This window comes from Lentzea sp. NPDC054927 (assembly GCF_053610285.1).
Genome location: NZ_JBSGXZ010000007.1, coordinates 20,355 through 32,236, shown reverse-complemented (window position 1 = coordinate 32,236; position 11,882 = coordinate 20,355). Strand labels below are relative to the sequence as shown.

The window sequence follows — 11,882 nt, the reverse complement described above, 5'->3', positions numbered from 1 at the left end:
AGCCGGTGAGGATGCGGGTGTTGTCGGGTGACCAGGCGACGGCGTTGACGCTGCTGTCGTGTCCGGTGAGTTGGTGGAGTTGGTGGCCTGTGGTGGCGTCCCAGATGCGGGCGGTGTTGTCGTCGCCGCCGGTGAGGATGCGGGTGTTGTCGGGTGACCAGGCGACGGCCCTTACCCAGTCGTCGTGTTCGGTGAGTTGGTGGAGTAGCTGGCCTGTGGTGGCGTCCCAGATGCGGACGGTCCGGTCGTTGCCGCCGGTGAGGATGCGGGTGTTGTCGGGTGACCAGGCGACGGCGTTCACCGCTCCGACGTATCCGGCGAAGGTTACGAGTCGGGTCGCTGTTGACGACTGTTCGCCTGTGTGCGCTGCGGACGGCGCGATCTGGGCGCACGGACTCAAGTCTGGCGGCGGTGTGCAGAAGATCAATTGAGTCCTGTATGCGTTCGACTGCTTGAAATCGACGCCAGTGATGTCACACCATCGGAAGATTGCGCCGGCGATGTGGGCCGCCTGCCAGCTGGACCTTGCAAGAATCGAATCGTGGAACTCGGCGTTGCCGGCATAGGCATTGGTGAGATCAGCACCCGTCAGATCCGAGTTGAAGAAGGACGTTCGTGACAGATCTGCACCGGACAGGTTCGCGTTGTTCAGTGCGAGCCTGCCACGTCCTGTGAAGGTCCACCCGGCCAACGCCGCGCCCGAGAGGTCCACCCCGATCAGCGACTGATGCGGGTACCCACGCCGAGCCGCGTGCAGGGCGTACGCGACCGCCAACTCCGAGGCTTGGGAACGGTATTGGCGCCCGATGAGTTCGAGCGTGGCGCGCGCCGCGTCAGGCGAAGCCGCGATGGACTGGCCGAGGAAGTCGAGGGTTTCCTGGCTCGGCACCGGCATCGTGAGCGCGTCGCTCGCACGAGCATCGCTTAGCTGCCGGAACAGATAGCGCGCCAGGAAGTACTCGAAGAGCGAGCGGTGGGCGAACTCGAACGTGTCGCCTTCTCGTTTGAGGAACGTCGCAGTGCGGAAGTCCGCTGTCCACAGGTCGGGTACGTGCTCGCGGTAATGGCGCCGAAGGTCTGGGCGCTGGTCGAGCAACCCGAGCAGCCAGTCGTCGAGTTCGGCCGGGCTCCAGGCATTCTTCCCTGATCGCCAGAGCGCTGCGGCGATCTCCTCCATCAGCAGGCGTTTGTGGTCCGGGGTCAGCGTGTGCTTGCCCTCGTCGCGCGTGATCCAGCGGTCAACCACCTCGGCATAGATGTCGACGGACCGGAGTTCGCGGCCTTCGAGCTTCGCCTTCTCAATGAACTCGACCTGGTCGGAGATCAGCCGCAACGTGATCGGGCGCTGGGCCAGCTCGGTCAGGTTGTGGACTGCGCCGATGGTCTCCAGGAACCGGTCGACCCACTCCGCGTCGCGGTCGAGGTTGCCCTCGAGGTACTCGCGGATCTGGTCCTCGGTGAACGGCAGCATGAGCAAAGCGAGGTAGTCGCTGCTGCGCAGGCCTTGCCGGGTCTGGCCGGTGAAGAAGTCGGCCTCGTCGCGGATCGTGCGGAAGTACTGGGTGCGGCAGGACAACAACATTCGCGCGTTCGACTCGGCGGGGAGCGCGCGCCACAGTTGGCGGGTGAACAGCTGACGTTTGTGCGGGCTGAGGTGCACCAGCACCTCGTCCAGTCCGTCGAAGATGACCACGGTGCGGTTGAGGCCGTGTTCGAGACGCTCGCGCACGACGTCCGCGTTCAGTCGCTTGGATGACACACCCTGTGGGCGGGTCGCGTCGAGCAGGTGGGTCAGGATTCGGTCCAACGACATCGAACCCGGCAGTTCGCCGGGCTCGATGTCCCTGAGGTCGAACAGGATCGGCAATGGTGACGTCTGGTCATGGTCGTGCAGCTTGAGCAGTTGAGTGGCGAACAGCTTCGTCGTGGTCGTCTTGCCCATGCCGACGTCACCGAGCAGCGCACACAACCTTGGTGCGGAGTCGTCCGCGGTTGCCCATGCCACCAGACGCTCGACGGCGGGCAAGGAGATACCGGTCGCGCGTTGGTCGCCGTTAGCCAGCAACGACTCCTGCAGGGAAGCTTCCCTGAGCTGCGACGGGACGAGGTAACGGCTGTCATCACGGCGGAGGCGCACCTGCTTGGTCGCCAAGGCTTTGAGAATGGTCGTCTGATCGTCGTCGTGTGACGGCGGCTTGTCCATCATCAGCCGGATCTGCCGGACAACCTCGTTGATGAACACCTTGCGCTGCGCAGGTCCTCGCAACTCCTCCCACGGCGAGTCCTGCAGTGCGATTTCGTGTCGTTGCAATGGATTCAGGCCATCGGCGAGGTTGGGCAAGCCCGCGAACGCAACAGCGACGAGCTTGGGGCTGCTGAGCACCGCCTGGCGTTCCGGCGAGTCGATGTACGCCGGGCTGATCAGGCAGACGCAGACATCCGCCTGGGCAAGAAGCTGTGCGCGGGTCTCCGCGATGTCGTCGCCGACGAGGACCGAGCTGGAGTCCTTGATCTCCCACTCTGCTTCGTCGAGCACGCGAAGCGCGGTGCTCAGCTGCTCGATGAGCGCGGCGGCGTTGCGCGCGGTCGCCGGGTGGAAGCTGACGTAGATCCGCAGTCGGCGGGGCTCGCCCAGTTCCCGCACCGCTGGCGCGATCGGCTTGGTGATGCCGATGTTCTCGGCGTTGCCTTCGGTGAAGGCGACAAGGCTCTTCTCCACCGGGTTGCCCGCGAACCAGCCGTGGCGGTGGTCAGGTGTGGTCTTCCGGGACTCGAGCTCCAGGACCAGATCGATCCCTGCCTTCGCGGCGAGGTCGTTGATCTTGTTCCGGAAGTCGCGGAATGCGTCCTGGGCGCGCTCATCGCCCTCCGGGAAGTCGCCGGCAGCCAGTGCCTGACGCAGCAGGAACTGGCCGCTTTCTCCGACGACCTCGCTGATCGCGGTGAGGCGGGCTGCCTGCATCGTCGTCAACGAAGGGCGGAGCGCGTTGATCCGGTCGGTGATCTCGTTGGGCCGCAGCGGGGTCGTCACGACGTGTACCCGTTCTGGCCGAGCGCACGGAGGCGGACGGCTTCGGCGAGCCGGTTGGAGAAGTCGGTGCGGCGGTGGCGGCTGATCTCGGTGAAAGCCTTGCCGTCCAACGAGAACATGTTCAGCTTTTCCAGCCCGCCGAAGTCGTATGCGGGACCGAACTGAGGCAGTTGCGACAGCTTGACAGGAAGTGGCGCCCGGTCAGCGGCAGAACCCGAGAACCGCGGTAGCTCGTGCTCCCGGATGAAGGGGCTCGCCAGGTAGTGCGGAGTGACGAGCAGCAGGCCGAAGTCGGCCTCGTCGATGCGGTCGCGGATCGCAGGGGTGAAGTCCTCGCCGCACATCAGGTGCGAGTCCTGCCACCACTCGATCTTCAGGTCGGTGAAGAGCCGCAGGGTCGGCCTCAGGTCGTGCAGGAGCGCGTCGACAGAGGTTTTGTCGCGGTGGCACCAGCTGAGGAAGATCCGGACCGTTTGGGTCGCCATGAACGCGGGACCGTACACCCCGGAAGACCCCGGATCGAATCCCGGAAGCCGGAAAGCATCAGGTCAGCGAATAGTGACTGGTGAGACCAGTTGAGGCCGCCGTGCGCGCCGAGGCGGCCTCAACTGGAATCACGACAGGGTGGAAAGGACCTCGCCCAGCCGCTCGTAGCTGCGGCCCGCGCCGTCCGCCATCCCGGTCGCCAGCACCGCGTCCCTGGCCTCCTGCGACACCAGGCGCATGGTGGTGGTCATGGTCGTGCGGCCGTCCTCCTCGACGAACGAAACGGTCGAGATGGCCGGCGGGTTGTCCTCGAAGATCTCGGTGTTCACCAAACGAGAATGGGGCGTGACCTCGGTGTATTCGCCGTGCATCTCGAAGCTCTGGGAGCCGTCCGGCTGGGCCCAGCCGTAGCGCCACTTGCCGCCCACCTGGAGGTCGATCTCGCAGATCGGCATCTCCCAGCCGTCGGGGCCGAGCAGCCAGCGCCGCAACAACTCCGGCGTGGTGAAGGCCTTCCAGACCAGCGACGCGGGGGCGTCGAACGTGCGGGACATCGCGATCTCGGTGTCCGACGGGAGGGTGACGAGGGTGCCGAACTTGGTGGTGGTCATTTGTCTGTCTCCTTCATCTCGGTCAAGAGTGCGTCCAGGCGCGCGTAGCTCGCGTCCCAGAAGCGGCGGTAGTTCTCGGCCCACACAGCGACCTCCTTCAGGGGTGTCGCGTCTAGCTGGCAGGGGCGCCATTGGGCCTCCCTGCCGCGGGTGATCAGGCCTGCCTTCTCCAGCACCCGCAGGTGTTTGGAGATCGCCGGGCCGCTGATGTCGAACGGCTCGGAGAGCTCCTTCACCGTGGCCGGACCGTCCGTCAGCCGCGCGAGGATCGCCCGGCGGGTGGGGTCCGCCAGTGCGGCGAACGTGGCGCTCAGCTGGTCCATCTCGTACCTAACCACTTGGTTATCTAACCTCTGGGTTAAGTAGAGACCTGGCGTCGTCGGCTGTCAAGGGTCAAGTTCAAGATCGACTGGCTGGATAGCGCTTTCCGATCCGCACATTTCGCCGGGAAATGGCCCGGATGGACCTTTTTCTGGCAGGCATGGAATGGAAGTTCTGCTGAATAGAGCAACTTCAAAGAACATGCTGGACAGCAGGTCAGAGGGCTCGCTACGTTCGAAAAGCCGTAAGTTAACCTCGTTTAGTGAGGTATTTCGAATGAGAGCGAAAAGAACTGTTTCGTTAGCGTTTGGATTTGTGCTGGCAGCTTCCGTGCTCGTGCCGACCGCGCAGGCGGCACCGCAGGGCAGCTCTGCCAGCCTGGCCAGAACCTCCGACAACAAGATCCAGTCGGCTGCCGCAGCCGAGGCTTACTGGACGCCGGAGCGCATGGCCAACGCGATCCCGGCGCAGGCTCCTGCCACTGTTCAGGCCGCTTCCCCACGCCAGCCCTCGGGTCGTGCGGGCAGCATCGACGGGGTCGCACCCTCGGTGAAGGTCGAGACCGAGCAGGCGCAGGGCATCGGGATCATGCTCAACGAGTCGCAGACGGTCGGGAAGGTGTTCTTCACCAACCCGGTCAACGGGCTGAACTACGTCTGCTCGGGTGCGACTGTCAGCAGTGCCAAGCGGAAGCTGGTTCAGACGGCGGGGCACTGCGTGCACGGCGGTGCTGGTGGCCAGTGGATGTCCAACTGGGTGTTCGTTCCGCGGTACCGCAACGGCGCGCGGCCGTACGGCACGTGGAGCGCTTACCAGCTCACTTCTCGCACTGCCTGGATCAACTCCAGCAACAGTGACGAGGACATGGGCATCGTCATCATGCAGACCCTCGGCGGCAGCTCGATCGCGAACGTCGTCGGTGGCAACGGGTTGCGCTGGAACTGGGGCTACTCGGTCGCGGTCACGATCCTCGGTTACCCCGCGGGTGCGCCGTTCACCGGTGAGCTGCAGTACTTCTGCCAGGGCACTACCTGGAACGGCCACGGCCAGCAGGTGCGGGCCTGGTGCAACATGACCGGCGGCTCGAGCGGCGGTCCGTGGTTGCAGGAGTACAACGACCAGAACGGGCTGGGCTACATCAACAGCGTGGTCAGCCACCGGCACGCCGACGCGAGCCAGATGGACGGGCCGTACTTCGACAACGACATCAAGAGCCTCTACGACTTCGCGGAGTCGCTGTCCCCGTGACGTCGAATTCCGTTGGCCGGACGCGGCGATCCCGTGTCCGGCCTTCGGGCAACCCCGAAGCCCGCACATTCCGTCCTAGGCACATGAGCCACCGAATCGCCCTCGCCGTACTGCTGCTCGCAGCCACCTCCGGATGCGCCGGCGGCCAGTCCGGCCAAGGGGGCGCGAACCTGCGGGGCAAGGTGTACGTCTCGTCGTCCGTCACGGAGCAGGGCAAGCCGCGGGCTCTGGTCGAGGGCACCAAGGTGGATCTGAGATTCACCGACGACGACAGGCTGATCGCCAACGTCGGCTGCAACATGATGCAGGGCCAGGTCTCGCTCGACGGCGGCAAGATCTCGGTCGCCGACCTCAGCACCACCGCGATGGGCTGCCCCAAACCCGAACTGCACCAGCAGGACGAGTGGTTCGCGAAGCTGCTCGACGCCGAACCGTCGTGGAAGCTCGACGGCGCGAACCTGGTGGTCACCGGGTCGGACACCGAGATCGTGCTCGGCACGGAGGCCCCCGCGACGCTGGAAGGCGGGACCTGGACCGTCGACGGCCTCGTCACCGGCGACGCCGTCTCGTCCGTTCCCGGCAGCGTCAAAGCCACGTTCGTCTTCCAGGACGGCAACATGAAGGTCGACACCGGCTGCAACTACAAGGACGCGGACCGTCCGTACAAAGTGGACGGTCAACGGCTCGTGGTCCAGATGGGTGTCACCACCCTGATCGGGTGCGGTGATGACGTGAACGCCGTGGAGACGGCCATCCACAGCACCCTCGACAGCGGCGAGGTCACGCACAAGATCGACCGCAACTCGCTGACGCTCACGAACGCGTCCGGCGCCGGCCTGAAGCTCAGGAAATAAGGCCGGCCATGGGCTACCGAGTTCTCGTCGCCGTGATCGCACTGCTGGTCACCGGGTGCGGCACCGCGTCCACCGGGACAGGAGGAGGTGACGTGAAGGGAAAAGTGTTCAGCTCCACGTCCGTCACGGAGCAGGGCAAGCCACGCGCCCTGGTCGACGGCACGAAGGTGGAGCTGAGGTTCACCGACGACGGCAGACTGATCGCCAACGCGGGCTGCAACATGATGCAGGGCCCGGTGTCGCTGGCGGACGGCAAGCTCACGGTCACCGACCTGAGCACGACCGACATGGCCTGCCCCGAACCGGGGTTGCACCAGCAGGACGAGTGGCTGGGCAAGCTGCTCAGCGCGGCACCGTCGTGGCGGATGGACGGAGCGAACCTGGTGATCACCGGATCGGACGCGGAGATCGTGCTTGCCGCAGAAGCCCCGGCGACGCTGGAAGGCGGGACCTGGATCGTCGACGGCCTCATCACCAGCGATGCCACCTCGTCCGTTCCCGCAGGTGTGCGGGCCACGATCTCCTTCAAGGAAGGCAAAGCGGAAGTGGCGGCCGGCTGCAACTCTGCCGGTGGTACGTACGAAGTGGACGGTGAGAGCATCACGTTCGGACAGCTGGCCACGGAGTTGAAGCTCTGCGGCCCGGACGAGATGGCCGTGGAGAAGGCGGTCCTCGACGCACTCAGCCAGGGTCCGGTCACCTACAAGATCGACCGCAACACGCTGACCCTGACGAACGCCAAGGGTCAGGGCCTGCAGCTCAGGAAGTAGAAAACCGGGCCGGGTGAACACTTCCACCCGGCCCGGTTCACGGCGAATCAGCTGATCAGCAAGTCAGCGAATCAGGACCCGTCGCGCTCGCGCACGGCCCTGACCCGCTGGGCCTGGACCTCCTCGAAGGCCTTGCCTTCCTCCTCGCTGATCGGCACGGCCTCGAAGTGCACCCGATCCTCGTTGATGCGCTCGAGCAGGTCGGTCCGCTCCCACTTCAGGTTGGTGGAGAAGGACTCGTCGTGCTCGCCACCTGTGCGCACCACGGCGAACGGCTCCTCCACCGTGTGCGCGAAGCCCACGATGGCGAAGTAGGAGTGTTGCTTGCTCATCGGACCTGCCTCTACCGGTTCTTCTTGTAAACGGGGACCTCGATCGCTCGGTCCGGGAACGGTACGTCGGCGAAGATCAGCTCGCCCTGCGCGATGGCGTGGTCGATCTCCAGGTCGGTCGCACCGGGCACGCGCCGCAACTCGTACCACGGGTGTTCGATCGTCTTCGCCGACAGGCTCTTCTGCGTGTGGAACTGGAACTCGAAGAGCTGCTGGGTGTCGGGGTCGCGCCACGTGGTGTTGATGCCCCGGTACTTGTTCTCGTTCATGTTCTTCAACCAGGCGTTCTTGACCTCGACCTTCTCGAAGCCCGCGGCCTCCAGCCTCTCGATTCCCTTCAGCACTCCGTCGGTGTAGACCGCGTCGTCCAGCAGCATCGTGTACCGGACGCCGTCGTTGACCTCCGCGAGCACCTTGTGGACGTCGGGCTCGTCGCCCATCAGGCCGGCGACCTTGCGCTTCAACGAGTCGGCGCTCTTGACGCTGTACTCCAGTCCCTCCAGCCTGGCGCTGGGGAACTTCGGGTGCATGTCGTCGACGAGGTCTTCCAGGATCGGCGTGATCTCCTTCTCCGCCGCCTTGGCGTGCTCGAGGAAGTCGTCGGCGGCCTTGTTGGGGCCCTTGTCGAGCTTGAGCGGCTTGCCGTACTCCTCGATCGTCCAGACGCCGTCCTTGACGACGCCCTTGGGCGGATCCGTCAGCCTCGGCGGAGGCAGGCGGTCCATCTGCTCGAACTTGAACGACGCGTTCTCGAGCGTCGCCAGACCGTTCCCGTCGAGGTTGATCCGCAGATCGAGAGGCTTGCCGTCCTTGAGCTTCGGCTCGATGCGCGCGATCGAGCCTTCCAGCCGGGCGAGATCACCCTCGGCGCTCAGCTCCGTCGCCTTGAGCTTGTAGAGCCTGCCGTCGATCGCGACCAGGCCGTTCAGCTTGGCGATGCCGTTCTCCACCTTCACGGTGACGTTGATGACCTCGCCGACACCGCCGGGCAGCCTGGTGGGCAACGGGATGTTGTCCGCCAGCTTCAGGGTGAAGCTGCCGAACCTGCCGAGACCGCCGATGAGCTTCGTCGTGGCGTTGGTGATCGCCGAGGCCGCGACGCCGAGCATCTTGGAGAGCGCGCTGCCGCTGCCACCCAGCGGAGTGGTCACCGCCGCCGCCAGCACGTCGAACGTGAGCAGGCCGAACGCCTTGCCGGGGTTCTCGTGCCAGACGTCGAGGTGGATCAGCTTGTACGGGTTGTCGGCGAGATCCTTGATGCCCGCCCAGATCTCGGCGCACGCGGTCGGGGCCGCGAACGTCTTGACCTCCCAGCCGCACTCGGCGAGCTTGACGATGCCCTGCCACATGTTCGCCGCGCCCTCGGCGAAGCCCTTGGCCGTCTCGACCGCGAAGTTCGCGATCTTCTTGGTCGACTCCTTGAACCTCGTGCAGGCGTTCTCGTCGCCGCCGTAGCAGAGCGCGGCGTCCTTGGCGTAGTCACCGAGCGACGCCAGTGCCGTGCCGACCGCGTCGCCGACCTTGGCCGCCAGTTCCTTGCACTGCGGCGAGGTGAAGCTCGAACGGCAGGAGACGACGCCCATCAGGCCGTCGTGGAACTCCTTGTTGAGCTCGTCCTTCTTGCGCTGCTCGGTCTCCCTGGCGATCCTCTCCGCTTCCACGGCGCGCTGTTTCGCGTCGAGGAACTGGTCGAGGTTCGTCTTGACCTCGTTCTCGAACGTGTGGATCGCGGCCGTGGCCTTGATCGCCCACTGGTGGATGGCCTCGGCCGCCGCCGCTGCCTGACCGGCGGACTGCGCGGCGCTGGACGCGATCGCGGCGGCGTTGCCCGCGCCCACGGCGTCGGCACGGGCTGACGCCGCGGACTGCGCGGCGGAGGAAGCCGCGGAGTGCGCACCGGCGGCGTGCTGGGCCGCCTCGTTCGCCGCGTTGTTCGCGGCGACCGCGTACTGCGCGGCCTGGTTCGCCGACTGCGCGGCACGGGCGGCCGCTTCGTAGGCGGGCTTGACGTCGGCGATCGCCCGGTTGGCCGCCTCCTGCGCCGCCGTGGCCGCGCGGCCTGCCTCCTCCGCCTTCTCCCGTGCGGAGCGGGCCTGTTCCTCGCCGAGCACCAGGGCCTTGGCCGCGGTCTCCAGCGCACGACGGGCGTCGCCGTTGATCCCCGCGTACGGCCTCGCGATCACCTCGGTCATCCGCGCCGGATCGATGATCATCGACGCCGAGGCGGCGGCAGCGGATGACGCCCTGTCGGCGATCGACGACTGCCACACCGCGGCGTTGGCCTCGCTCACCGCTGCCTCGGCTTCGAGGCGGGTGTTGTCGGCCGACGCCTGCGTCGCGATGGCGACGTTGGTGGCCTCGATCGCGAGCCGGTTCGCCTCGTCGGCGGCCCGGCGCGCGGTCACGGCCTCCTGGTCGGCACGGGCAGCGGCCGCACGGGCTGTGCGTGCGTCCGCGGCTGCCTTCTGCGCCTCGGAGTTCGCCGCGGCCGCGGCCGCCTGGGCACGTCCCGCCCACGCCTGGGCGGCGTTGGCCTCGGTGCGTGCACGGCCGGCCGCCGCGGCGATGTCCTTGGTCGCCTCGTCGGCGTCCTTGCCCTCCTTGATCGCCTGTTCCCTGGCCGTCCGCAACGCGGTCTCGACCTGTTCGGCGAAGCTGACCTTGCCGAAGCAGACGGTTGTGGCCGTCTGGAGTTGACGGCCGGTGGTCGCGGCGGCGTCCATCGCCGCCTGCTCACGGGCACTCGCGTCGACCGCGTCGCCGTGTGCCTTGACCGCGGCCTGCGCCCTCGCGACCGCGTTGGACGCCGCGGACTGCGCGGTCATCCGGTAGTTGCGGGCGTTGGTCGCGTGCCGGCGAGCGCTCGCCGCCGCGTTCTGCGCGATCACCTTCTGCCGGGCGGCCTTGTCGCGCGACCCGATCGCGATGTCCTGCTGCTTGCGCGCCGCCTCCGCGAGGCCCGCGGCCTGAAGTGCCTGCCGCTCAGCCTCTTCGCGGTACTTCCTGGCGTTGTTGGCGTGTTCCTGCGCACCGGAGTTCGCGTCCAGCGCCTTGCTGTCCGCGAGGGTTGCCTCGGTGGCGTGCTGCGCGGTCTCGGCCGCCTTCGCCGCCGCTTCGACCGCACCACCGATCGCGATGGTGACCTTGGCCCAGTCCAGGCCGTTGTCGAGGCCGGTGTTGATCAGCCGCACGGCCGCGTTCTGCGCCTGTGCGGTCGCTTCCGCGGCGCTCAACGAGGCCCGGTCGCCGGCTTCGGCGTACCGGGTGGCCTCGGCGCGCAGTGCGTCGAGGTCCGCGTTGCGGCCCTTCTGGCCGTTGGCCCTGCCGGGCTTGTCCTCCTGCAGGATCTGGTCGGCGCGGTGTGCGGCCTTGGCGGCCATGTTCATGGCCATCGTGCCGTCGTCGAGCGCCTTGACGGACTTGATGTTGGCGCGCACGATCTCGGCCCGTGCGCTCGCAGCCTCCTCCGCGCGGCGGGCGAGCGCGGTCAGGTCGGTGATCGCCTTGTTGCGGTCGATCAGCGCCTGCTCGATCACCGCCTGGAATTCGTGGTCGCGCCTGTTCGCCTCGGCGTACCCGGTGAGGTAGAACTCGCGGATCAGGGCGTAGTCGCCGCGGATGAGCAGCGCCTCGCCCTCGACCTTCACCTGCGGGCCGCCGTGCGCGACCATGTCGCGGACCCGGCCGATGATCCTTTCCTGCTCGGCCTTGTCGTCCTCGGCCTGCTGCTTGTCCTGCTTCAGGGCGATCTCGTAGCCGTACGCCACGAAGTCCCTGATCGCCTGGTCGCCGGCGTTCAACGCGGCCTGTGCGCCGGCCTTGACGTTCGGACCGCCGGTGCGCGCCCACTCCTCGACCTTGGCGCGGTTCTGCGCGGCCTCGACGCGCTTGCGTTCCGCCGCCTTGGCTCTGGCCTCGGTTTCGCCGTGGTCCAGGAACCAGATGAGCTTCTCTTTGGTGCCAACGGCAAGCGCGGCCTTGGCCGCGTCGCGGACCTCGACGTCCTCCGCGTGGTCGGCGATGTCCTGCACGAGCTGCTTGTAGAACTCGTACTCCTCGTCCACCGGATCACTCGCGGAGGACAGCTGCTGGAGCACCGGAGCGGGCTGCTGCGGCGCGGCGATGACCGGCGCCGTGCCGCTCACCAACCCCAGCAGCACCATGATGATGACGGCCGCGATCGACCGGCGTCGCAGCAAGGCGACGCTGGGTTCTGTTGTGCGCATGTT

Annotated in this window: 9 protein-coding genes; 3 read left to right on the top strand and 6 right to left on the bottom strand. The window is 66.8% G+C overall.

What is annotated here, in order from left to right; genetic code table 11:
- The 4 genes from ACWGE0_RS13315 to ACWGE0_RS13300 all read right to left on the bottom strand — a co-directional run.
- Window positions 1–3,031: pentapeptide repeat-containing protein (locus tag ACWGE0_RS13315; RefSeq protein WP_452261163.1), on the bottom strand; the 3,031-nt coding region annotated here is incomplete at its 3' end.
- On the bottom strand, window positions 3,028–3,516 hold the full coding sequence (locus ACWGE0_RS13310; RefSeq protein ID WP_452261162.1) for a toll/interleukin-1 receptor domain-containing protein: 489 nt from the start codon (window positions 3,514–3,516) through the stop codon (window positions 3,028–3,030). The genes ACWGE0_RS13315 and ACWGE0_RS13310, both read right to left, overlap by 4 nt.
- 129 nt (window positions 3,517–3,645) lie before the next feature.
- Window positions 3,646–4,128: an SRPBCC family protein gene (locus ACWGE0_RS13305; RefSeq protein WP_452261161.1), complete on the bottom strand. Its 483-nt coding sequence runs from the start codon at window positions 4,126–4,128 to the stop codon at window positions 3,646–3,648.
- Window positions 4,125–4,451, bottom strand: a complete 327-nt coding sequence (locus ACWGE0_RS13300; RefSeq protein ID WP_452261391.1) for an ArsR/SmtB family transcription factor — start codon at window positions 4,449–4,451, stop codon at window positions 4,125–4,127. The genes ACWGE0_RS13305 and ACWGE0_RS13300 overlap by 4 nt, the downstream gene beginning before the upstream one ends.
- A gap of 313 nt (window positions 4,452–4,764) precedes the next feature.
- Here ACWGE0_RS13300 and ACWGE0_RS13295 point away from each other — a divergent pair, with 313 nt between their 5' ends.
- From ACWGE0_RS13295 to ACWGE0_RS13285, 3 genes are all read left to right on the top strand, one after another.
- Window positions 4,765–5,697, top strand: coding sequence for a trypsin-like serine peptidase (locus tag ACWGE0_RS13295; RefSeq protein ID WP_452261160.1), 933 nt, complete (start codon window positions 4,765–4,767; stop codon window positions 5,695–5,697).
- A gap of 83 nt (window positions 5,698–5,780) precedes the next feature.
- Window positions 5,781–6,551: an META domain-containing protein gene (locus ACWGE0_RS13290; protein ID WP_452261159.1), complete on the top strand. Its 771-nt coding sequence runs from the start codon at window positions 5,781–5,783 to the stop codon at window positions 6,549–6,551.
- A gap of 8 nt (window positions 6,552–6,559) precedes the next feature.
- Entirely contained in the window at window positions 6,560–7,321 is a 762-nt protein-coding gene (locus ACWGE0_RS13285; RefSeq protein ID WP_452261158.1) for an META domain-containing protein, read from the top strand.
- A gap of 71 nt (window positions 7,322–7,392) precedes the next feature.
- Here the strand turns inward: ACWGE0_RS13285 and ACWGE0_RS13280 are convergent, their stop codons facing one another.
- On the bottom strand, window positions 7,393–7,653 hold the full coding sequence (locus ACWGE0_RS13280; RefSeq protein WP_452261157.1) for a hypothetical protein: 261 nt from the start codon (window positions 7,651–7,653) through the stop codon (window positions 7,393–7,395).
- 11 nt (window positions 7,654–7,664) lie between these two features.
- Window positions 7,665–11,879: a hypothetical protein gene (locus ACWGE0_RS13275; protein WP_452261156.1), complete on the bottom strand. Its 4,215-nt coding sequence runs from the start codon at window positions 11,877–11,879 to the stop codon at window positions 7,665–7,667.
- Window positions 11,880–11,882 lie beyond the last annotated feature (3 nt).

Coding starts and splice junctions, on each gene's coding strand:
- ACWGE0_RS13290 (WP_452261159.1), top strand. CDS start 5,781: ATGAGCCACCGAATCGCCCTCGCCGTACTGCTGCTCGCAGCCACCTCC.
- ACWGE0_RS13310 (WP_452261162.1), bottom strand. CDS start 3,516: ATGGCGACCCAAACGGTCCGGATCTTCCTCAGCTGGTGCCACCGCGAC.
- ACWGE0_RS13300 (WP_452261391.1), bottom strand. CDS start 4,451: ATGGACCAGCTGAGCGCCACGTTCGCCGCACTGGCGGACCCCACCCGC.
- ACWGE0_RS13285 (WP_452261158.1), top strand. CDS start 6,560: ATGGGCTACCGAGTTCTCGTCGCCGTGATCGCACTGCTGGTCACCGGG.
- ACWGE0_RS13275 (WP_452261156.1), bottom strand. CDS start 11,879: ATGCGCACAACAGAACCCAGCGTCGCCTTGCTGCGACGCCGGTCGATC.
- ACWGE0_RS13280 (WP_452261157.1), bottom strand. CDS start 7,653: ATGAGCAAGCAACACTCCTACTTCGCCATCGTGGGCTTCGCGCACACG.
- ACWGE0_RS13305 (WP_452261161.1), bottom strand. CDS start 4,128: ATGACCACCACCAAGTTCGGCACCCTCGTCACCCTCCCGTCGGACACC.